Origin of the sequence: Bradyrhizobium canariense (genome assembly GCF_900105125.1) — a bacterium.
In the GTDB taxonomy this organism is placed as follows: domain Bacteria; phylum Pseudomonadota; class Alphaproteobacteria; order Rhizobiales; family Xanthobacteraceae; genus Bradyrhizobium; species Bradyrhizobium canariense_A.
Genome location: NZ_LT629750.1, coordinates 4517169 through 4539031 on the forward strand (window position 1 = coordinate 4517169; position 21863 = coordinate 4539031).

20 protein-coding genes and 1 riboswitch are annotated in these 21863 nt (G+C 57.6%); of the genes, 2 read left to right on the forward strand and 18 right to left on the reverse strand.

Annotation, left to right across the window (positions count from 1 at the left end):
* Window positions 1–5 precede the first annotated feature (5 nt).
* The 7 genes from BLV09_RS21500 to accB form a co-directional block, all read right to left on the reverse strand.
* Complete coding sequence (locus BLV09_RS21500) at window positions 6–995, reverse strand: ABC transporter substrate-binding protein (RefSeq protein WP_100384354.1); 990 nt, start codon at window positions 993–995, stop codon at window positions 6–8.
* Between the two features lie 40 nt (window positions 996–1035).
* Entirely contained in the window at window positions 1036–1860 is an 825-nt protein-coding gene (locus tag BLV09_RS21505) for an ABC transporter ATP-binding protein (protein ID WP_167558840.1), read from the reverse strand.
* Window positions 1857–2720, reverse strand: coding sequence for an ABC transporter permease (locus BLV09_RS21510; protein WP_146688814.1), 864 nt, complete (start codon window positions 2718–2720; stop codon window positions 1857–1859). Before BLV09_RS21510 ends, BLV09_RS21505 begins: the two co-directional genes overlap by 4 nt.
* A gap of 172 nt (window positions 2721–2892) precedes the next feature.
* Window positions 2893–4035 (reverse strand): aminotransferase class I/II-fold pyridoxal phosphate-dependent enzyme, encoded by a 1143-nt coding sequence (locus BLV09_RS21515; protein ID WP_146688815.1) that lies wholly within the window; start codon window positions 4033–4035, stop codon window positions 2893–2895.
* A gap of 23 nt (window positions 4036–4058) precedes the next feature.
* Window positions 4059–5651: a gamma-glutamyltransferase family protein gene (locus tag BLV09_RS21520; RefSeq protein ID WP_146688816.1), complete on the reverse strand. Its 1593-nt coding sequence runs from the start codon at window positions 5649–5651 to the stop codon at window positions 4059–4061.
* Window positions 5652–5692: 41 nt separating this feature from the next.
* A complete protein-coding gene (locus tag BLV09_RS21525; RefSeq protein ID WP_146688817.1) occupies window positions 5693–7039 on the reverse strand; it encodes an acetyl-CoA carboxylase biotin carboxylase subunit in 1347 nt (448 codons plus the stop codon).
* A complete protein-coding gene (gene accB / locus BLV09_RS21530) occupies window positions 7036–7521 on the reverse strand; it encodes an acetyl-CoA carboxylase biotin carboxyl carrier protein (protein WP_146688818.1) in 486 nt (161 codons plus the stop codon). Before accB ends, BLV09_RS21525 begins: the two co-directional genes overlap by 4 nt.
* A 44-nt stretch (window positions 7522–7565) precedes the next feature.
* Between accB and BLV09_RS21535 the strand changes: the two genes are divergently transcribed.
* The gene (locus tag BLV09_RS21535; protein ID WP_146688819.1) at window positions 7566–8399 is read left to right on the forward strand and encodes a FadR/GntR family transcriptional regulator; all 834 of its coding nucleotides are present in this window, start codon (window positions 7566–7568) and stop codon (window positions 8397–8399) included.
* A gap of 476 nt (window positions 8400–8875) precedes the next feature.
* On the opposite strand, the gene BLV09_RS21540 is transcribed toward BLV09_RS21535, so the two are convergent.
* The 11 genes from BLV09_RS21540 to BLV09_RS21590 form a co-directional block, all read right to left on the reverse strand.
* Complete coding sequence (locus BLV09_RS21540; RefSeq protein WP_146688820.1) at window positions 8876–10117, reverse strand: D-amino acid dehydrogenase; 1242 nt, start codon at window positions 10115–10117, stop codon at window positions 8876–8878.
* Window positions 10118–10271: 154 nt separating this feature from the next.
* A riboswitch (glycine riboswitch) is annotated at window positions 10272–10371 on the reverse strand.
* A gap of 536 nt (window positions 10372–10907) precedes the next feature.
* Window positions 10908–11198, reverse strand: coding sequence for a hypothetical protein (locus BLV09_RS21545; protein WP_167558841.1), 291 nt, complete (start codon window positions 11196–11198; stop codon window positions 10908–10910).
* A gap of 2 nt (window positions 11199–11200) precedes the next feature.
* Window positions 11201–12181, reverse strand: a complete 981-nt coding sequence (gene cofD / locus BLV09_RS21550; protein WP_146688822.1) for a 2-phospho-L-lactate transferase — start codon at window positions 12179–12181, stop codon at window positions 11201–11203.
* A complete protein-coding gene (cofE, locus tag BLV09_RS21555; RefSeq protein WP_146688823.1) occupies window positions 12178–12936 on the reverse strand; it encodes a coenzyme F420-0:L-glutamate ligase in 759 nt (252 codons plus the stop codon). The genes cofD and cofE overlap by 4 nt, the downstream gene beginning before the upstream one ends.
* A 17-nt stretch (window positions 12937–12953) precedes the next feature.
* Window positions 12954–13622 carry an NADPH-dependent F420 reductase gene (npdG, locus tag BLV09_RS21560; protein ID WP_146688824.1) on the reverse strand — a complete coding sequence of 223 codons (669 nt, stop codon included), beginning with the start codon at window positions 13620–13622 and terminating at the stop codon, window positions 12954–12956.
* 8 nt (window positions 13623–13630) lie between these two features.
* Window positions 13631–16042, reverse strand: coding sequence for a 5-amino-6-(D-ribitylamino)uracil--L-tyrosine 4-hydroxyphenyl transferase CofH (gene cofH / locus BLV09_RS21565; RefSeq protein WP_146688825.1), 2412 nt, complete (start codon window positions 16040–16042; stop codon window positions 13631–13633).
* 97 nt (window positions 16043–16139) lie between these two features.
* Entirely contained in the window at window positions 16140–17630 is a 1491-nt protein-coding gene (locus BLV09_RS21570; RefSeq protein ID WP_244548779.1) for a tripartite tricarboxylate transporter permease, read from the reverse strand.
* Between the two features lie 46 nt (window positions 17631–17676).
* Entirely contained in the window at window positions 17677–18141 is a 465-nt protein-coding gene (locus BLV09_RS21575) for a tripartite tricarboxylate transporter TctB family protein (RefSeq protein WP_100384368.1), read from the reverse strand.
* A gap of 109 nt (window positions 18142–18250) precedes the next feature.
* Window positions 18251–19213, reverse strand: a complete 963-nt coding sequence (locus tag BLV09_RS21580) for a Bug family tripartite tricarboxylate transporter substrate binding protein (protein ID WP_100384369.1) — start codon at window positions 19211–19213, stop codon at window positions 18251–18253.
* A 228-nt stretch (window positions 19214–19441) separates the two neighbouring features.
* Window positions 19442–20596, reverse strand: a complete 1155-nt coding sequence (gene iadA / locus BLV09_RS21585; RefSeq protein WP_146688828.1) for a beta-aspartyl-peptidase — start codon at window positions 20594–20596, stop codon at window positions 19442–19444.
* Entirely contained in the window at window positions 20593–21549 is a 957-nt protein-coding gene (locus BLV09_RS21590; protein WP_283806782.1) for a M20/M25/M40 family metallo-hydrolase, read from the reverse strand. Before BLV09_RS21590 ends, iadA begins: the two co-directional genes overlap by 4 nt.
* Window positions 21550–21558: 9 nt before the next feature.
* Here BLV09_RS21590 and BLV09_RS37420 point away from each other — a divergent pair, with 9 nt between their 5' ends.
* Complete coding sequence (locus tag BLV09_RS37420) at window positions 21559–21768, forward strand: hypothetical protein (RefSeq protein WP_167558843.1); 210 nt, start codon at window positions 21559–21561, stop codon at window positions 21766–21768.
* Window positions 21769–21863: the final 95 nt, after the last annotated feature.

Below are 21863 nucleotides of genomic sequence, written 5' to 3' on the forward strand. Positions count from 1 at the left end.
TTCAATCACGGTTTTGGCGCGTATTTCAGGGAAAAGGTCCCTTCCGGAACCTTCGCCGGGAAGATATCCGTTCCAAGAATAGACGACGCATGAGGGGCAAATGCCTCCAAATCGTCGATCACCCCCTGGTTCCAGTCAGCCGACAAATCGTGCTTCGTGCGTTTAATCAACAGCTCTAGACCCGCGTCATCGATCCCACTTGGCTTGGCATAGCGTTTCCATTCGTCCGGATGCTTGTCGAGATAGTCCAAAGCCTGACGATAAGCAGTGAGTACGCGAGTGACGGCTTCTGGCGAACGTTGCAGAAGCTTTTCATGTACCAACCAGCCAAGCCACAGCATTTTCTTGCCCGACTTCGCTTGATAATCGTCGACCAAATTCGAAATCGACCTCGCCTCGCCATTTCCCATCAGCTTCGAGGCCAATGGATCGAGCAGCACAAGCGCATCGATTTCCCCCCGCTTGAGCGCGTTGATCAACACCGGGGGACTGCCATATTGCAGATCGCTCGTTTTCGCGGGATCGAAACCGTAATAGTCGGCTAACAACGTCCGAAGCAGCATCGTTGCTGTCCCAGTCGGGCCGGCGTAGCTTGCGACTTTCTTGCCCTTGAGATCGCTTAACGATTTGATGGAAGAGCCCGGGGGAACGAGAACATCGACGCCCGCTCCCAGCGCTATCGGATAGACAACGGTCCAAGGAGAGCCGGTCGCGCGCCATTGCAATGCGTTGGTCCACCCTCCGGGACCCATTTCGCTATCGCCCGCTCGCATGGCCTGATAGACCGCTTCGATGTTGGCATACATCTTCAGTTGAAAATCGACCCCATTTGCCAGATCGAACTTCTGCTCTTTCATGACGTAGATGGGAGCCATGACAAAGACATTTTCGAGCCCCGAGCCTCGAACAACGATTGCAGGCTCACCACGCGCGGTCGAAAGTTGAAACAAGAAACCAAAACAAGCGGCAAGCTTGAGCAACTTTGCTGGCTTCATCACCGTAATCGCCCTCTCTGTACCGTCGTTGATATTAGTTTCATTCGACGCTCGAATTCTTTGAGCTGCTGACGAACTCTTCCGCCAGCGTCCGCGTGATCGCCAAAAGCTCGGGATCGTCAGCTTTTCGCGGGCGCTCCAACGAAACTTTGATCTCGCGGTGGATGCGCCCAGGCCGACTGGCCATCAGCAAGACTCGGTCGGCCAAAAACAACGCTTCGTGCAGGTTGTGCGTGACAAAAATCACGGTCTTCCTAGACTTTTGCCAGAGGCTTAGGAGTTCGTAGCGCATGTTGCGCGCGGTAACCTCGTCCAATGCGCTAAAAGGCTCATCCATCAAAAGGAGATCGTGGCCTGCTGCGAAAGCTCGGGCAATCGATGCCCGCTGCTGCATTCCGCCCGACAGCTGATGGGGATAACTTTTCCTAAAGCGTGAAAGGCCGACCAATTCCAACCAATGCGACACGAGTTCATTAACTACTTGACGAGAAGGCGCGTTCTGCCTGAGCACAAACGCAAGATTATCTTCGATAGAGAGCCACGGAAGCAGGCGCGGCTCCTGAAAAACATAACCGCACAACGTCCGACCGTCGGCCACATCGAGAACGTTCCGGTCGTCAATCCGAGCTTTACCCGAAAAAGTGCGATCGAGACCGCTCAGGATATTCAAGATAGTCGATTTGCCGCAGCCGGATGGTCCGGCAAGACAGACAAATTCACCGTTCCGCACGACGAGATCGACATCTCGCAGCGCCCAAAACCCTTCGCCATCCGAATGACGGAAGGCCTTTGAAATCCGCTCTATAGAAACTTTGGGCTCGTCGGTCCCGAGCAGAGGCCGGCTTAAGGTGGACGCTTCGGTCATAGCACCGCCCTCGGACGCCATATGAATAGCCGTCGTTCTAATTGTTTGATGATCCCCAGCTCTATGAGAAGCATCACCAGCGTGAAAGAAAGCGTCCACGCGAGCACTTGCCGCATATTATAAAGTTGGTACCAATAATTCAGCTTGAAGCCGACCCCCTCAGATCGTCCCATCAATTCGGCAAAGACCGTCAATTTCCACATGACGCCAAGACCGAAGCGCGTCGCTGAAAAGAAAAATGGCAACATCTGCGGAAGGAGCACTCCGCTTATGCGTCGGGTCCGTGGCACTCCAAAGGCGCGCGCCATCGACGTCAATTTGTTATCGATCGTCTTGACGCCTTCCCAGATGACAATGATCACGCTCGGCAAGCCGGTGACCGTGATTGCCAGAACTGTCGACACCTCGTTCAAGCCGAACCACATGAACATAAGGATCAAGTACACAAGACCCGGAACTGTGAGAAAAACCATTACCCAGATTACGGCGGCAGCCTCCACACGTCGATTAAGTCCCATCGCGATTCCAATTGGAACGCCGATCATCATGGCCGAGATGAAGCTCAGGAACACACGCGAGAGCGTCCAGGCGGCATCGTAAAAAAACTCACCGCTTGCGAGATTGCTCCATAAAGTCGCGAAAACGGGTACAGGCCCGGGTAATACATCGCTCGGAAGCGTCTTTGACAGGATGAACCAGAAGAATAGGAAGCATGCGACCGACGCAAAATGAATGTAGTTCGTTTGCAAGCGAAGGCGCGGTGCTCCGGCCTCGATCATGGCGCGATCGGTCGATTCCTTGTCCTCCTGAAGACCGGCTCGGTGTCGCGCTGCGCTGAGTTCGGCTTGGTCAATAATCACAGCTAGGGCAATCTCTCTGCTGATTGAGCAAACTACGAAGCCTTTGCACGCTGGACCATCTGACCTTACGGGGTCAACGGCCCATAAATCGCTGGCGCTCGGGTCGTTAAGTCTCTGTTTTACAAACAGCTCTTTGAAGTTACGAGAAAGACCAATCTCTCATTTGGTTCGTTCATAGAATGCCAAGGCGTCGGGCCACCCGACCAACGGCAGATACCGCGTCGTCGATATCATCAAGCGAGTGCGCGGCCGACGGCTGTGCACGCAAGCGCGCTTCCCCGCGCGCAACGACGGGATAAGTGATTGCTGCGATATAGACGCCTTCATCTAAGAGGCCGCGACTAAGCGCCAAAGCCTTCTCTTCATCACCAATCAAAATTGGCGTAATCGGATGACTGTCGCCCAACAGTGTTAACCCGAGTGACTGCAATCCGTAGCGCAACCGCCGTGTATTATCGGCCAGTCGTCGAACCGCATCGTCTCCTCGCATGATCCTTTCGATCGCCGCTAGCGCGCCAGCAGCCGACGATGCAGGTATCGATGACGTGAAAATATAGAACCGGCCATTATCGTGCAGACGATGGATCAGATCGGCCCGTCCAGCGACGTAGCCTCCCGCTGCACCGCCAAACGCCTTTGATAGTGTACCCGTGTAAAGGTCGATTTGCCCAAGACATTCTTGCAAGGCCGCAGTCCCACGTCCACCCGGACCCGCCACGCCAGCGGCATGACTTTCATCGACAACCAGTAGCGCATCGTGCTTGCGACAGAGGGCGATCAGCCCGGGTAGATCAGCAAAGTTTCCTTCCATGCTGAAGACACCGTCGCTGATCACGAGCTTGCGTCCGTCGAAAGGCGTAGCAAGTAATGCTCCAAGATCATCCAAATCGCCATGCTCGTAGACGATTGCTTCCGCCGAACTGAGCCGGCAGCCGTCGACAATGCTTGCATGATTGAGACGATCGCTAAAAATGCGATCGCCTTTTCCGACCAATGTGCAAGCCACAGCTACGTTCGCGGACGTGCATGAATTGAAGAGCAAGGCGGCGTCAACCTGGTGAAATTGCGCCAGCGCATCGCAAAGCGCGTCGTGAAGAGGGGTCGTAGCCAAGGGCGGGTTAAGCGTCGAACCCAATCCGTACTGTCGTATGGCATCGCAGGCTCGGGAGACGATCTCTTCATCGGCCGCCAATCCCAAATAGTTGTTGGCCGTAAGCAACAGCATTTCACGACCGTCTAGGATAACCCTCCCTTTTGTCGCTCCAGAAATGACCGGCTTTCGATTGCGAACTAAAGTATCTGGCTTGACGTCCATTGCGCTCTCCAACTCTGCACCCTCTAAAAGCCGGCCGCATGGCCGTCCTTCCTATGATCAGATCCCGCGACATATCCGCCGTCGACCCGACAGATCAATTGTGCGCCGCCGAATCCCCAAGACGCCTCCGGCGGCTCGCGTTGAATCTCATGACCCATTGCTTGCAGCTGCTCGACCACGCTTAGTTCGCAGCCCGTCTCGATTGCCACCTTTCGGCCGCTGACGAGGCGCCATCGGGGGGCGTCAGAAGCCGCCTGGGGATTTTGCCGGCAGATCAGCGTCCGTAGCAGGAGTTGAAGATGACCCTGCGCCTGCATTGGCCCACCCATGATGCCAAAACTCATCAAAGGCTTACCTGCTCTTGTTACAAAACCGGGGATAATCGTGTGGAACGGTCGTTTGCGAGGCGCAACGACATTTGGGTGCGTGGGGTCAAGCGAGAAGCCATAACCGCGATTGTGGAGGCTGATGCCCGTATCCGGGACGACAACGCCTGAGCCAAATCCTTCGTAGTTTGACTGAATAAATGAGACCATCATCCCACTGGCATCGGCGGTCGCCACATAAACCGTTCCTCCAGCTGTAGGAGCACCCGCCTTTGGATCGCCTGCTCGTGCCATATCGATAAGGGATGCACGCGATGCGATGTAGGCATCATCGAGCATCGCTGCCGACGACACAGTCATGGCACTTTCGTCGGCAACAAAAGCGTCCGTATCGACGAGCGCAAGCTTCATCGCTTCAATCTGTAAATGAAGCGCCAGCGCGGTGTCCGGCTTATATTTTTCGATTCCTAAATGCCGCAGTAGCTTCAATGCAACGAGCGCAGCAATTCCCTGGGTGCTTGGAGGAATCTCGTGAAGGGTGAAATCGCCATATGCAGCCTGAAGCGTATCACACCAGTCCGCTTGGTGAGTGGCCATATCGTCCAAGGTCATCGCACCACCGTGTTCAGCGGCGTGGCGCACGATACGTTCTGCCAAAGCCCCGCGATAAAATGCTTCGCCACGACTGCGAGCTATCTGCTGCAGCGACGACGCGACGTTTGAAAAGAGGAAAGTCTCGCCCGCTTCGGGAGCTCGGCCGCTTGGAAGGAAGGCTTGATTGTATCCGACCGTCGCCGGGTAGTTTCCAGCGACGCGCTGCCAGGTCGAGGCTATGGCCGGGCTTACGATAAATCCATTCTGCGCATAGGAAATGGCCGGCTCGAACAGAGATTCGAACGGCAAACGACCAAACTTCTTGCTTAGCGCGACCCAGGCTGAAACCGCTCCGGGCACCGTAACGCTGTCCCAACCGCGCCGCGGCATCGTCTTCAGGTTTGAAAAGCGTTCAATGGACCAAGCCGCCGGCGAGCGACCGGATGCGTTGAGACCATGCAGCGCCTTTCCATCCCAGATGATCGCGAATGCGTCACTTCCAAGACCATTCGCGGTTGGTTCAACGACAGTGAGGGTGATTGCGCTTGCGAGCGCGGCATCGACCGCATTGCCGCCAGCTTGAAGCATGCGCAACCCAGCCTGAACGGCTAAGGGTTGAGACGTCGCAACGATGTTGCGTGCCGAGACCGGCGCTCGGGCCGACGGATAAGGCAAATCATAGGAGAAGTCAGTCATTTTGCACCATACCAACGCATGAGCGTTTCATTGATCGACGATTAAGTTCTGGCGAGAAATACTTCTTCGACCCAGCGCGTATTGACGTCGTTTGCCACGTAGTCGTTATTCAGGAGGATGGATTGATGGAAAGGAATCGTCGTTGATACGCCCTCGACTTTGAAAACAGCCAGAGCAGCTTTGGAGCGCTCGATCGCTTCGTTCCGTGTGCCGGCATGGACCACAAGTTTCGCGATCAGCGAGTCGTAGTATGGGGGTACAAATGTGCCGGCTTCACAATGCGTATCGATCCGAAGTCCCTCACCCATCGGAAGGAGCCAGTTCTTGATCCTTCCTGGGTTAGGTCGAAATCCTGCGTCGGCATCCTCCGCATTGATACGAAACTCGATCGCATGCCCCTTCGCGGTCGTATTTGGCATTCCGTCGATCGGCATACCTGACGCTATGCGCAATTGCTCTTCGACGATGTCGACGCCCATAATCATCTCGGTGACAGGGTGTTCGACCTGGATTCGGGTATTCATTTCGATAAAGTAGAATCGTCGGCTCGGGCGATCGAAGACGAATTCGATGGTGCCCGCGTTGCGATAGTTGATTGCACGCGCCAAAGCGACGGCCGCATCGGATATTTCACGACGTATCGCACTGTCGAGTTCATAAGACGGCGCTTCTTCAAGAAGCTTTTGATGCCGTCTCTGGATCGTACAGTCACGCTCGCCGAGTGCCCGGACATTGCCGTGGGCATCGGCCAGAATTTGCACTTCGATATGGCGGATGTCTTCAAGGTAGCGTTCCATGTACATACGGCCATCGCCGAATGCAGAAAGCGCCTCGGCGGATGCACGGGAAAATGCTTCCGCCAATTCCCGCTCTTCTCTCACTACCCGCATGCCTCGCCCGCCACCACCAGCCGCAGCCTTGAGCAACAACGGAAAGCCGATCGCTTTCGCTTCGAAGGTTGCATCGCGGACATCCGCTAGCGGCTCGATCGTTCCCGGAACGGTAGCTATTCCTAGACTGGCCGCGGCCTTGCGGGCGTTCACCTTGTCGCCCATCGCGACGATTGTTTCGGCGGCTGGTCCAATAAATGTGATGCCGTTTTCCTCACAGGCCGACGCGAAGGCCGCATTTTCCGACAAAAACCCGTAGCCTGGATGAATCGCGTCGCACCCTTGCGCAATCGCAGCCGTAATAATAGCCGATGCGTTTAAATAGCTTTTTGCCGATGCCGATGGCCCAATACAAATCGCTTTGTGTGACATCCGGGTGTGAAGCATTCCCCGGTCGGCCTCGGAAAATATCGAGACGACCTCCAGGCCGGATGCGAGAGCGGACCGCGCGATCCGAACGGCAATTTCTCCACGATTGGCTATGAGAACGCGCTTCACTCCGAGGCATCCTCTTTGATGACCATGATCGTTTCATTGAACTCCACCATCGTCGCGTTCTCTGGATACACTGCAGAGATCCTTCCAGAGCGTTCGGCTCGAACGGTATTCATGACTTTCATAACTTCGATGATGCACAAGGTCGCGCCCGCCTCGATCTTTTGGCCCACCTCAACAAAGGGAGGCGCGTCAGGCGATGGAGACCGATAAAAAATGCCGAGCATGGGGGATTTGATTTCCGTTCCGGGTACGCTTGGCGCGCGAGACACCGGAGAGGTCGTCGGAGGTGCCAAAGGCGCTGCCGAGGCGGTTCCGATCGGCGCGAGCCCGGATGGGAGGCTCGTTCGAACGGTTGGCTGCTTGTCGTCTATCTTGATCGCCTTACGAAGCGCCAGTTGGACCTCACCGTCTCGAAACCGGAGCTCGCGGCATACCGAACGATTGAACAACTCGATGATGGTGACGACGTCGTCTTGATCCATGCTGCGTGTCACACTGCGTATCCTTGCCGATAACGTGCTTTGAATTGACGTTTGCCAACGGCACAAAAATGAGCCAATTTGGGCTTTTCGGTCAACGGATGGTGACGACTGTAACTAAGCCTTTGTTTGAGAAGAAAGATGTTGTTTTGAAAGTGCGTACCAACGCGACAATTGGTTCGATGGAGGATGCAGTGTCAGCAAAACTCGTGTCAGGACTCGCGGCAGTACGGCGCCTTCTGGATGGCGGAATTTATCCGGTGAATTCACGGCTACCGCCGGAACGAGAGCTTGCCGGCAAATTAGGCATCAGTCGCGGTTTGCTGCGCGACATTCTGGCCAAGCTAGAGGCCGAGGGCCGGATATGGCGGCACGTCGGACAGGGGACGTTCGTTGGCGGCCGGGCACCACAATCTCGCGATGAAATGGCATTAATCAGCAAGCGATCCAATCCGGCAGAGGTGTTCGAAGCGCGCTTAGCCATTGAGCCGCAGTGCGCATCGTTCGCCGCATTACGAGCCACGGCCGACGATATTTCCAGACTTCAGCATTGTTTTCAGAAGATGGAACGAGCTCCGAATTCTTCGAACTATTTTCGCTGGGACTCGACGCTACACAGAGTTATTGCTGAAGCCGCGCATAGCAATCTTCTGCTGCACCTGTTCGATGCGGTCAATGCAACGCGCGAACAGGTCTTCTGGTCCGACCTTTACCGTACCGCGATGGCAATCGATGGCCGGGGCACCGCCGACCGAAGAGCGACTGCCTACCGGCAACATGCCGACCTCGTCGAGGCGATTGTAAGACGAAATCCGGCGACGGCCGAGCGGCTTGCGCGCAAGCACATCGAAGACGTTCGCACCTATCTACTCAATAGCTAGGCAAATTACGTAGCCAGATCATGGATGCTCTTTCGCGCCGCAAGCCAGCCCTTCAGTGGCGGGTCCAGGCGTGCTGCTGCTTTCGAAGTACCCGCGGATGGTCGCTATGGCGCGCCCACAAGACGCGGCTAAGTAACTCGAACTTCGCCGGTGCCCATCCCTAACCTTTGTCGTCACTGCCGGAAAGCAGCTGGCCGCAGGCAAGATGACCCCCCTCGAGAAATTGACGTGCTTGGAAAGCTGCTGGTCGGCGGGTATTCGATTAGAGAGTGCGCACGGTCGTCCTTGTGCCCGACGAGCCGGACAGTGAAGTCGTCTCTATTACCGAATAATATAACGCGTGCAGCAAGGCTTCTTGCGCACCTTTGCTGAGCGCGCTCTTCCGAGCATCGCTAGACCGTGTGCAGGGAAGCCGATAATAATCTGCGCGCAACCGAGCAGGAAATGATCGCGGTGATTATCGATTCGCCTACGGACTAACTTGACGACCTGCCCATCGCCACTTGATCGGCAACGATCCCTGCGGTTGCAGCTGAAAGCGTCCAGCCTAGGTGGCCGTGACCGGTATTGTAGAAGACCCCTGGCCTCTTGCCAGGTCCGACCCTCGGCATCATATCCGGCATCATCGGCCTGAGGCCGCACCAGGGCACGACTCGGCTTGTATTCAGCTCCGGAAACAATCGCCTGGTCCAATCGACCAGAGGCTGAACTCGATCGGCGCGAATGTCGCGATTTGCACCACTAAATTCTGCCGTACCCGCGACCCGAAATCGATTGGGTCCAAGGCGGCTCGCAACAATCTTGGCTTTTTCATCGAGTAAGCTCACCCAGGGCGCGGCGTTCTGATTTTCCACGTCCTCAAGTTCAACCGTAATTGAGTAGCCCTTTACCGGATAAACGTTGACTCGGTCCCCAAGTTTGGCCGCCAAATGCCTGCTTGCAACGCCCGCGCAGATCACAACTGCATCAAAGTGAGCTTTGGCAACGTGACTATCCGACTGCGTCGAAGCCGGAGTCCAATTGATATCGATGCCATGATCGGACGAAAGTATATCCGAAACCTCGGCATCACTTACGAACTGAACATCTTTTCGCCGACAATAATCCATCAATCCACGCGTAAATTTATGGATATCTCCGGTGAAATCCGACGGTGTAAAAAACCCGCCGAAATATTTACCTTCTAGTGCCGGCTCGATGGAGCGAATTTCCTCAACCGAGACGGCGGTGCGGACTAAACCTCCTTCCTCGAGCAGCTTGTTTGCTTCCATCGCGCGACGGAAATCGTCGGCATCATAATAGATGTGAAGGATACCACGCCGTTCGAGATCGAAGTTTATCTCAGCTTTCTCCGCCATCGCCAGCAGATGCTGCCGGGCCGCAATGGCGAGGCGAGTTGTTGCGATCGTATTTGTTCGGTAGTTGGGAATGTTGGCGGCGAATTCAGCGAGCCAAGAATACTTGTGCCAGCTCGGGGTCAGATTAAGCGATAACGGTGCATCGTTCTGGAATAGCCATCCCATGCCCTTCATTACGGTCGACCAGCTATTCCAAACCTCAGCATTACTGGCGGAAAGCTGGCCACCATTGGCATAGGATGTCTCCATCGCCGCATAACGATGTCGATCAAATACGGTGACTTCGTAACCCTTTTCACGAAGAGCATAAGCAGTCGTTGCACCGGTGATACCGGCGCCGATTACAGCGATGTGCGGCACTGAAGTTTTCTTTCGACCAGAGTGAAGACATGGTTCGAAAGTCGTTCGAACCGGCTATCCCCATCTGTCTCGGTACCTGAGAGCTTGATCCGCCGCTCCTCAGAGCTTCAGACTTCCCCTTCGGTGGACGCTCGAAGCGTCACTCTCCAGATTGTCCAACGATGCGGTCCTTTGTGCCTGAGAGTTTCCCGGGGGGTTGCTCCTTCGGCGCCGACGCTGGCCTAGCCAACGCCGATCTCTCCCTCATCGTCTGGTCGGACGATTTTGTATCGCAGATGTTCTTGCAGGACGCAAGACACTTAAGCCTGCGCACTCGCTCTTCTTATTCCGTTGGCTTAAGATGGCAGGCGCTGGCTTACTACCTCTCGAGACAGCGCGCACGTCAATACTCTCCTCAAGAGCGTCGATGATGGCCCCGCGGGTCTCAGGTTTCAGCTCGGTGAGACGAGACGCAGGCGTGCCACGGCGTTTCTGCAGATACAGGAACACAGCTCCTTCAACTAGACGCCGGACTTCGGAAGAGCCAAGTGGCAGCGCCATCCACCACTTCATTCTTTAGATCGTCGAGTGCCGATTGCTCCGCGGGTGTCAGCGGCTCTCCCACGAGTTCGTCGTGCGACCAGGCAGCCGAGCCTTGCAAGATGCTGCTCTGCGGCAGGAGAGTCAGTGCTGAACATCGAAGAGAAGTCCGAAGTGAGCAACTGCTCGGCGGTAAGATTCTCTACGTTTGGAGCTGAAAGAGTGTCTCCACAAGGATCGGAAAATCACCGTCGCCGGGTCCCCATTCGCCTTATGTGCAGTCTCTCCCATGCGGAAAACAAGGGCGCCAGGCCTGTAAAGGAGCCTTATCGAGCCCGGTGCCCGTGACATCGTGGTCACCGACAAGGAGCGCGAACTCCAGGCCCTGAAGATCCAGCGTGATGCCCATGATCTCGTCGCCGCCTGTCTTCACCACCGGCACGATCTGGATATTGTCACGTCGCCAGAACTGATGGCCAAGGCCGCGCGCGAGATAGAACCCGAGCGGTTTCTTCCACTTGATTGCATCTTGATTCTTGCATGGGATCAGGATCAACAACACAATCAGTTCCCTGACCTTGACAAGAGCCGTCGCCCGAGGTCGTCCGCAAAAGCAAGGCAGGTTTCCGCAAGGGAAACGCGGTCCGCGGTAGAGCGCATGATTGTCGGCGCCACTCGCACGGCAGCGCCGGTCGCTTCAATCTGATCCTGAAGTTGCGCGTCGATCTCGTCGATGACAATTCCCGAGATCAATCCACGATAGTGTTCCGCGATAGTCGTCACCGAAACCGGTCCGCCGAGTTCCAGCATAATCTTCGCGGCAGGCCCTTTGATCGCGGTGCCGCCGACGATCGGCGACACAGCCACCACTGGTACCTGCAGCGCCCGCAGCCAATCGCGGACGCCGGGAATGGCAAGAATCGGATCGATGCTAAGGTAAGGATTGGATGGACAAAAAATAACGGCTGCCGGTCGATCCGCCGCACCGATCCCGACAAGCTCGCGGTTGAATCTTGCCGATGTTGAGCCTTCGTAAGATATCTCCGAGACCGGCACCTCACAGCGCAAGCGCACAAAATAATCCTGGAACGAAAACAGATCGTCCCCACTGCGAATAACGGTCCTAACCGGCTCATCGGACATCGGCAGTATCCGCGCGACGATACCAAGGGACCGACACAGTTCGGCGGTCACCGCCGTCAGCGTCGCGCCCCCATTCAGGCGGCTGGTTCTGATGGCGTGGGTCGCGAGATCGCGATCGCCGAGACGAAACCATTCGGGACCGCCAAGCCGGGCAACCTGCTCCATGAACGCCCAACTCTCGCCCTGCAGACCCCATCCCTGGATCGGATTCGCCAGTCCGGCCAAGGTATACATCACCGTGTCAAGATCGGGCGAGATGCGCAGGCCGAGATGTTCAAAATCATCGCCGGTGTTGACGACCACGGTCAGCTTCTCGCGCAACACCTGCGCAAGACCGTCGGCAAGCTTCGCGCCACCGACGCCACCCGCGAGGGCGATCACCTTACCCGAACTTGCATTCAACGAAACAAATCCTTTTCTATTGGACGCAGCAAACCACGCGCGGTACCACGCTGTGACGGCACAGCCAGCCCACGCGCCAGCACGACCGGAAATCCCTCACCAGCCTGTCCCATAACCAGCGATGCCGCGGCCGCCAGTTCGTCGGCCCATCCAACCTCCGTCGTCTCGAGTAGCCGGCCGTAGAGGTCGGGCCTCCCGCGCAAGTCGAGCAGAGTCGGCGTGCCGCTGGCGCCGATGGTCGTGCCGATCGTGCCGTTACGCCAGGCGCGGCCGATGCTATCGATAACGAGCACTCCGATTTCCACGCCGGCTTGCCTCCTGAACGCATCGCACATGAGCTGCGACGAGCGATCTGGATCGAGCGGCAACAGCAGGGCGCAATCCGCGCCGTCGACGTTCGACCTATCGATGCCGGCATTCGCCAGAATCATGCCCAGCCGATGTTCGACAATAAGGACGCCAGGCCTCGCGCGAACGACCGCCGCCGACTCGGACAGGATCAACTCGACAAGCCGTACATCCTTTCGAGTCACGGCAGCAAGTTCGATCGCTCGGGGAGACGGGGTCACATTCCTCAGGTCGACACTGCGGCCTTCCGCCTTGGATACGATCTTTTGTGCGTAGACCAGAATATCGTTCGCCTCGAGCTTCAATTGCGAGACGCGGAGCGCGGACAAGGTGAGATCGACCAGGTCGTCACCCACCTTGACCAGCGGCACACCCTGTAATGGCTGTAGTAACAGACCTTGCGCCATCAATCTCTTTCACTAGATCAGATTGGAAGTCCCGTAATCCGGATGCCGGCATCGGGCACCTTGTAGGTCCGGTTAATCCAGATTAATGCCGATGTCAGGCTTTCAGCCACCACCGAGTTGGCAAGCGCACCCGCATCGATACCGCGCAAGCCCGCATCGGCCGCCAGTTGAATGCCGATCTGTCGGGCGTCCTTGTCATCGCTGGCGACGAGCACGTCACATTCAATGTGTGTGTCGAGATGCTTCAGCTTATGTGCGGAGACGTTTTGAAACGCCGAAACGACGCGAACCTGATCTCCCAATAACGATTGAACTGCAACTACACAGGAGTCCGATTCCGGCAATTGCACCCTTGAGACCTTGGGCGGGACCAGCGGTACCGTAACATCGATCAGAATCTTTCCCTGCAACGCATCCTTCAGGGACTCCACTGTCGACATCTGGCCCGAGAACGGCACAGCCAGGACGACAATCTCGGCAAACTGCACGCCGTCCCGACTCTCGACGCCCCGGATGGCCTCTGTTCCAAGCAGGCCATTCAGCTCCCGCGCCGCCGTCCTTGCTTTTTCGCCATCGCGAGAGCCGATGACGACATCGTGACCGTGTCGCGCCCAGCGCAGCGCCAGACCTCCACCTTCGGCGCCAGTTCCACCCACGACACAGATCGTATATTTGGTTGAAGCCATTATCTTCCTCAGAGGCTTGCTAAACCGTCGCGGACAGAAGTCCTCGAGCCGAACGGCGTCATAGTGAGTTCGGCCAGCGCGGGCGCGCCAAAGCTCGCCTCGTAGCGTTCTCTCGGTACCGGCCCGTAAAGCGTCGTGCGCTGCTGCGGCCGCCGTCCCAGCGTCTCGATGAGCGCTTCCATCTGTTCAGGCGCGAATTCCTGGCCATGCTGCGTGCCCGCGGCGCGTGAAATGCTTTCATTCATCAGGGTGCCACCGAGATCATTAACGCCGCTCTGAAGCAGGGCCGCGAGTCCGGCTTCCCCGAGCTTGACCCACGACGCCTGGATATTGGTGATCAGCGGGTTGAGGACGAGGCGCGAGACCGCATGCATCAACCGCACTTCACGCCATGTCGGCCCGATGCGCGACTGTCCCCGCAGCGACATCGGCGCTTCCATATGCACGAACGGCAGCGGCACGAACTCGGTGATGCCGCCGGTTCGTTCCTGCAGGTCGCGCAGATGCAGCAAGTGCCTGGCCCAGTTTGCCGGATGCTCGATATGGCCGAACATGATTGTGGACGTCGTGCGTAAGCCCACCTCATGCGCCGCCGCGATGACGTCCAGCCATTCCCGGGTGTTGAGCTTGTCGGGGCAGATCGATGCCCTCACCTCGTCATCGAGTATTTCGGCCGCCGTGCCAGGCAACGAGCCGAGACCGGCGTCGCGCAGAATTTCGAGATAGCGGCGCGTACCCATTCCGAGCGTCGACGCGCCCTGCGAAATCTCCAGCGGCGAGAACGCGTGCACATGCATGCCCGGTACCTCCGCCTTCACCACACGCAGCAGTTCCAGATACTTTTCGCCGGTATAGCTTGGGTTGATGCCGCCCTGCATGCAGACTTCAGTCGCGCCGCGATCCCACGCCTCGCGCGCGCGCCGCGCCACTTCATCCAGCGCCAGGTCATAGGGCTTGCCGCGCAGAGTCTCGCTGGTCTTTCCTTTCGAGAACGCGCAAAAGCTGCATCGATAGCTGCAAACATTGGTATAGTTGATATTCCGGTTGACCACATAACGGACGACAGCGCCATTCATCCGTGCTCTCAGTTCATCCGCGGCGGAACAGATGACATCGACGTCGCCGCTTCGGGCCGAGAACAGCCTGACGATGTCTCCTTCCGACAGGCGCGATCCTGCTGCCGCGCGCTGGAGCAGCGCATCGATGCCGCGATCCGCTCGCACTGCAGGCGGCGGCGTCGGCAGACGTTCCAGTGATCCCGGCATCCAGCCGTCCTCGCGGACGAATCCGTCGGCATCGACTTCGCGCAGCACTTTATGCACCAGCGCGCGATCCAGCCATGTGACCGCATTCGCCACATAGGAAGGATAGATTGCAAGACGTTGTTGCAGGGTGCAGCCGGCCCTCTCCGTCGCGCTTTGAAGCTGTGCGATCTCCGGCCAGGGCGCTTCCGGGTTGACGTGGTCGGCGGTCACGGGGGAAATGCCGCCCCAATCATTGATACCCGAGTCCAGCAATTCCGGAAAATCCGAATAGCTAAGATTGGGCGGCACCTGAATGTTCATGGCCGCGCCGAAGATGTGCCGAGCGACGGCGGCGGACCAGAGCAGATCGTCGATATCCGGTTCCCGGCTGTTTGCAAAGCGCGTATCGGGCTTGGCCCGGAAATTCTGAATGATGATTTCCTGAAGATGACCGTAGCGCTCGTGCAGATTCTTCAACGCCAGCAGCGATTGAATGCGTTCGAGCCGAGTCTCGCCGATACCGATCAGAATCCCGCTGGTGAACGGAATGCGTTGGCGGCCGGCTGCGGCGATCATCGCCATTCGAAGCTGCGGGTCCTTGTCAGGCGAGCCGAAATGCGCGCCGCCGCGTTCACCCAGCCGAGGCGAAATCGTTTCCAGCATGATCCCTTGCGAAACGCTGACCCTGCGCAGCCGCACAAGTTCTTCCTCGGTCATCACGCCGGCGTTGACGTGAGGCAGGAGGCTGGTTTCCTTCAGGATCAGCGCGCAAACCGCAGCCAGGTAGTCCATCGTCGTTGCAAAGCCGAGTTCGCGCAGCGCCTCGCGCGCGGCCCCATAACGCAATTCCGGCTTATCGCCCAGTGTGAACAAGGCTTCGCGACATCCCATCTTCTCGCCCGCCCGGGCAATGGACAGTACGTCTTCAGGCGACAGGAACGGCTTTCGAACCTGCCGGGGACTTTGGGCAAAGGTGCAGTAACCGCACACGTCCCGGCAAAGCTGAGTCAACGGAATAAACACCTTGCGCGAATAGCTGATCGCTGAGCCATGACCTTCTCGCTTCAAAGCCCGTGATCGACCCAGCAATTCCTGAAGCGGCTGGGCTTCGAATGTCGCGAGCCGCAGACGAGCTTCCTCGTGCGAAAACAGACGCGTGATTTCTGCCGTCAGCATGATCGTCCCTTCGGGCCGCGCGCTTCCCGCGTTCCGGTCAACATTAGATGATTAGATACCCCCGGTAACAAGCACATCTACATGTCTCCCGTGTAGGTCAACTCTCGAAGATCGGGGCCGGAGCAGGCGGTTCCTCGACGCCATGCTTGCGCCATTTCAAATAGATCTGCGTTCCGATCAGGATGACACAAAGCGCGAGAAAGACGGCGCTGATCGGCCGCTCCACGAATACTGCGAAATCGCCCCGCGAGATCAGCATCGTTCTGCGGAGATTTTCCTCGAAGCGGGGCCCGAGAACGAAACCGAGAAGTATCGGCGCTGGATGAAAGCCAAGCGTCAGCAGCACGTAGCCGGCAATGCCGATCGCGAGCGTTTCGCCGACCTGAAACAGGTCGTTGTTCGTGCTGTAGACCCCGACGCAAACGAAAAACAGGGCGCTGGGATATAGATACTTGTAGGGCACCGTAAGCAGATTTACCCACAGCCCGATCAGCGGCACGTTGAGAACGACAAGAAGAATATTTCCGACCCAGAAGCTTGCGATCAGGCCCCAGAAAATATCGGGATGGTCACTGATCAGTTGCGGACCGGGGCTAATTCCCTGAATCGTAAGCGCCGCAAGGAGCAATGCCATTACCGCGTCGCCGGGAATGCCGAGACTCATCGTCGGAATGAAATCGCCCTGCACCGCGGAATGCGTCGAGGCTTCCGGAGCGGCAACTCCCTCGATCGCGCCGCGGCCGAATCTCTCGGGCGTCTTCGAGAGCTTCTTTTCAGTGGCATATGAGATGAACGAAGCGATCGTCGGGCCCGTTCCGGGAATGAGCGCGCACAAACTGCCGATGATCGTCCCGCGCAGCATTGGAAGCGATGCCGCCTTGAGATCCGCCCGGCTAGGCCGCATGTCCCGGAGTCGGAGCTTCGCCCGAGACGCATGAAGAGGAACGATCTTGTTTACGCTTTTTAGAAACTCGGCGACGCCGAACAAGCCGAGAGCCAGCGCGACGACGTCGATGCCGTCGGCCAGATTAAGCAGACCGAACGTGAATCGTTCCGTTCCGTTCAACGCGTCCGAGCCGACGAGGCCGAGCGTCAGGCCGAGCGTCGTCATTGCAACGCCCTTCAGCGGAGACCCGCGCGTCAACGTCGAGCCTGCCAGAAGCCCCAACAGCATCAGTGAACAAATTTCCGGAGGACCGAATTTCAGCGCCACGCTGACAAGCACGGGCGCGAAAAAGATCATTTCGGTTATGCCGAACGATGCGCCGACGAACGACGCCAGCATCGTGATCCCCAAAGCGGTTCCGCCCCTGCCTTGCTGCGTGAGCGGGTAGCCATCCAGGCAGGTCACCGCATGCGGCGGGTGACATGGCAGGTTCAGCAGGATCGAGCAGATCGCTCCGCCATATTGGGCGCCGTAATAGATGCCCGCCAGCATCAGAATGGCCGCCACAGGCGGCATCGAAAATGTAACGGGAAGCAGAATCGAAATCGCCGCCATCACCCCCATGCCGGGAAGGACGCCGACGAGATTGCCCATCAATACCCCGGCGAGACACGCCAGGAAGTTGTGCGGCTGGAATGCCACTCCAAAACCATGAGATAGATCCGCTATCGCCGTCGCAAACATCGCGTCACCAGTTCAGCACGGGGAGAGGGATTTTCAGCCCGTATGAAAACAGCGCGATGCCGAGAACGCTCATGCCGGCAGCGAGGACGGACGCACTCTTGAAGCTGGAATTTTTATCGCCAAGCGCGGAAACGAAGACGCATGCGAATGTCGCCGGCAGCAGGCCGTACCTTTCGGCGAGAAAAATGAAGAGCGACATCCCGGCGATAATGCAGACCCATCCCCGCCACTCAGGAGCGCCGATATCTTCCGGCTCGTGCTGGTTCGCTGCGGCGCTACCCGCGCTGACGAAGATAAGTACCCCTACCGCCAGCAGAACGCCTCCCAGTATTATCGGGAAGAACCCTGAACCCATCATCTCTGCTGTACCGAGATCGTAGCGGCTGGCCTGGGCGATCGTTCCCAGACCGATCAGCGCTATCAGGCCGCCGGCATAGTGATCCTTGTGACCTCCCACGAACGGCTTCATCTATCCGATTTCCCGCCGTGCAACTCGAAAATTGATTCGCCCCAAACCACGTCGAACGCGTTACCTCCGTGGCAGAATGTAACCCGCGACAACGCGGTGGGCCGCATCTTCATTGCGGCTTGACGCCCGCCGCTTCAAGCACGGCGTGGTACTTTTTTACTTCGGAAATCAGCAGCTCGCGCAGTTCTTCCGGGCTGCTGGGTGCTGGCTCAAAGCCCTGAGCATCAAAGGCCTTGATCATCTCGGGCGACTTCACGGCCGTGGCGATCGACTGGTTAATGAAGTTGACAATTTCGGGCGGCGTGTTGGCAGGCGCCAGGATCGAACTCCAATTCGCCATATCGAAGCCTTTTTGAATGGTCTCATCGAACGTCGGCACATCAGGAAGGATCGCGGAACGCTTGATGCTGGTCACGCCCAGCGCCTTCAACGTGCCGGCCTTGATCGATGGCAACGCGCTCGGATCGCCGAAGCCGAAGTCAACGACATTTCCCAGCACCGCCGTCAGCAGCGGCCCCGAGCCGTTGAAGGGAACGTGCCGCGCATCGATCTTGGTAGCGGCGACCATCATTTGCGCGGCCAAATACGGACCGGCACCGATCCCGGTCGTTCCGTAGTTCAATTTACCCGGCTTGCTGCGCGCCAGCGCCAGCAAATCAGCCATCGAATTCACGCCGAGCGAGGGATTGACCAGCAATATGAACGGCGAGGTCGACAGGCGCGAGATCGGCGTAAAGCTCTTGACGGGATCGTATCTGAGGTTGCTGTAGAGGCTGGCAGCAACGGTGTGAGAAACGCTGTTTAAATAGAGCGTGTAGCCATCGGGCGCCGAATTGGCCACGTACGCCGCGCCGATGGTCGTCCCGGCTCCGGGCTTGTTCTCGACGATGACTTGCTGATTCCAAATCTTGCTGAGCTGCGCGGCCAGCGTTCTTGCCTGCGCTTCCGATCCACCTCCCGGCGGAAAGGGAATGATCAGTCGAACAAATTTGTTGGGATAGTCGAGCGCCTGGGATGCCTGCGCAAAGCCGCATAGCAATATAACCGACAATACGATACGGCTCAGTTTCATGACCACGTCGCTTCTCCATTCACTCTCGGCGCGCCCTCTTTCAGGAGATCGCAGAACGTCGCTTACGAACGCTCTGTTTTGCGATCAGGGGCGCAAACACGGGCAGTTCCGACGGAAGCGGGATCATGCCCGCCGCGCTCGAAACCTTTTGAACGATTGGCCGCAATCAAGGAGATCAAAGCCCTCGCTCAACAATTCCTGAAATCGGCTTTGACGATATCGGATACGCTATTCGAAGACTCCTTTGACGACCGCCTGTCCGCCATCCACCATCAACTGACCCATGGCGATAACCTTATCGATGGTCAGATCCTCATTGAGAACGACGAGATCGGCATCCGATCCCGCAGCGATCACACCCTTCCGCGGATAGAGTCGCAAATGCCGGGCCGGATTTGCGCTCACTATGCTTAACGCGGATGCAATATCTATGCCTGCATCCACCATGCTCTTGAATTCATAATGGAGAGCGCTGGTCTCCCAGCGCGCCATTGTGGAGTTGCCCCGCGCGTCCGACAGGTGGGGGTAAACTCCTCCGCCATCGGTGCTCATGCTGAGCCGTTCGAGCGGCACGCTTTTCCCGAGCAAGAACTCCACCGCGTCGGGACACGCGACGAATCCCGGAATGGTTCTGATGGTGGTGAGATCTATCGGTCCGCCCAGTTCGCCCCACTTGACCATCTGGTCAAGCACGGCGCCGTTTCGATTGCAGTGCGTGGGCAAGTAGGTGTTGGGCGGCAGATCGCTCTGTTCGACCGCGTCGAACAGCAGTTGAATGCCTTTCTTTCCCGGTCCGATATGGATGTTGACGAATCCGCCGCGACCGGCCAGGCGCCCGGCGATGCGGGCGTCGGCACCGATGCGGATGATCTCCTCAAGTGTCGGCTGCGACGAACGTTCGTCCGCGATCGCCACTTCGCCGATGCCGAGCGCATTGGAAACCAGGACGATGTCCTTCTTGAGATCGCCGGTGAAGGAAGGAAGCGGCAGATCGTAAGCGCCGAGAAGAATGTAAGCCGACATTCCTTCGAGCTCGAGAGAGCGCGCTTTCGCCAGCAAGCCCATCAAGTCTCGCGTCAACCCGTCGGCGCCCAGCAATCCGACCACCGTGGTTGTTCCGTTGGTGGTGAATTCCGTGAGATTCAGTTCGGGCCCGCGGGTGATTGGGCCATTGCTGCCGCCGCCACCAAGTATATGAACATGGCTGTCGATGAACCCAGGCGCCACTATTTTGCCCTGACAGTCAATTTCCCTGACGTCGGGCAGAGCAACTCGCGGCAAAGAGCTCTCGACGGCTGCGATACGATGATCCGCGACAAGCACATCGCGAATCCCGACTTCCCTGGGATTATGAAGACGACAGTTCCTCAATACGGTGATCACGGTTTCGCATCCTCCTGCATCAAGATGAGAGTCCGCAAAAGAGCGCCGGCTCCAACTGGCAGGCTTTCAGGATCCAGAAACTCTTGCAGGGTGTGAATGCTTCCTCCGGAAGTGACACCCATCGAAGCCGCGGCTATGCCAAGAGAAAGAGGGATGTTGGCGTCGGTACTGCCCGGCAACAACGACCCCGTTACCCCAACCCCCGCAAACCCGTCCAGGATAGCCCGGATCAGCGGATGACTGGAGGCGATCTCTCCTCCCGGGCGATCTCCAATTACGGAAATTGCAACGTCAATCCGTTCGTCGGCAGGAATGGCGCCGACGATGCCCCGCACTTCCGCTTCAAGCGCCTGCACGACAGCATGATCCAGCGACCTTATATCGAGCGAGAGACTGGCCTGCTGGGCGATCGCATTGACGGAGGTGCCTCCGTTCACGGTTCCGATATTGAGAACGGTCTTCGGATTCGAAGGCACCGCGATCTCGCTTATTTTTCCGGCGACGCGTGCAAGCACATGCACGGCGCTCGGTTTGCCAGCATCCGCCCAGCTATGACCGCCCGCTGTCTTGACCGCGATTTCCAGCCGCCGCACGCTGATCGCGATGTGATTGACGATACCCAAATTTCCATCGACGGCGATAACCGCCGAGACCCGATCGCCGTATCGATCCATCAAGGCGCGCATGCCGCGAAGATTGCCCAAACCCTCTTCGCCGACAGAGAATGCCAATATGAGATCGCACTCCAATCTCACGCCGTTGCGGCGCAACAGTTCCGGCAGCAGAAGCGTGATCGCGGCGGATGCACTATTGTCCCGGATTCCCGGCGCCCGCCAATACCGGCCATCCCAGCGGGGCTCGACATTGGTTCCTTCGGGAAACACCGTATCGATATGCGCAACGAGCATGATCGGAGGAGCTCGACACTCGTCCGCAGGCAGCAAGGCCGTCACGTTGGATAGATGATCGATTTCGACCTGCTTGAGGCCAAACTCGCCAAGCCGGTCGGCGATGTATTGCGCGCGGTCTCCCTCGCCAAAGGTGGGAGACGGTATTCTGCAGATGGCGAGCGCTTCCTGAACAAGCGCTTCCCCGAAGCCGATATCCACCTCGATCAAATCAAGCAAACCTTGCCCACCACTGTTTATTGCACCGTTGCAAACTTGATATGATGATAACATATTGCCGTCATTGATGCAAGTATTCTGCTATTTCTTCACGGCAAATGTGACCCGATCGCCCTGCAAGAATGTCAGGCTGCCCTCGT

What these genes read in the sequence shown, in the direction of transcription:
- BLV09_RS21500 (WP_100384354.1), bottom strand. Translation starts at nt 995, where the DNA reads ATGAAGCCAGCAAAGTTGCTCAAGCTTGCCGCTTGTTTTGGTTTCTTG.
- BLV09_RS21505 (WP_167558840.1), bottom strand. Translation starts at nt 1,860, where the DNA reads ATGACCGAAGCGTCCACCTTAAGCCGGCCTCTGCTCGGGACCGACGAG.
- BLV09_RS21515 (WP_146688815.1), bottom strand. Translation starts at nt 4,035, where the DNA reads ATGGACGTCAAGCCAGATACTTTAGTTCGCAATCGAAAGCCGGTCATT.
- BLV09_RS21520 (WP_146688816.1), bottom strand. Translation starts at nt 5,651, where the DNA reads ATGACTGACTTCTCCTATGATTTGCCTTATCCGTCGGCCCGAGCGCCG.
- accB (WP_146688818.1), bottom strand. Translation starts at nt 7,521, where the DNA reads ATGGATCAAGACGACGTCGTCACCATCATCGAGTTGTTCAATCGTTCG.
- cofE (WP_146688823.1), bottom strand. Translation starts at nt 12,936, where the DNA reads ATGGCGCAAGGTCTGTTACTACAGCCATTACAGGGTGTGCCGCTGGTC.
- npdG (WP_146688824.1), bottom strand. Translation starts at nt 13,622, where the DNA reads ATGGCTTCAACCAAATATACGATCTGTGTCGTGGGTGGAACTGGCGCC.
- cofH (WP_146688825.1), bottom strand. Translation starts at nt 16,042, where the DNA reads ATGCTGACGGCAGAAATCACGCGTCTGTTTTCGCACGAGGAAGCTCGT.
- BLV09_RS21575 (WP_100384368.1), bottom strand. Translation starts at nt 18,141, where the DNA reads ATGAAGCCGTTCGTGGGAGGTCACAAGGATCACTATGCCGGCGGCCTG.
- BLV09_RS21580 (WP_100384369.1), bottom strand. Translation starts at nt 19,213, where the DNA reads ATGAAACTGAGCCGTATCGTATTGTCGGTTATATTGCTATGCGGCTTT.
- BLV09_RS37420 (WP_167558843.1), top strand. Translation starts at nt 21,559, where the DNA reads ATGATCGATTTCGACCTGCTTGAGGCCAAACTCGCCAAGCCGGTCGGC.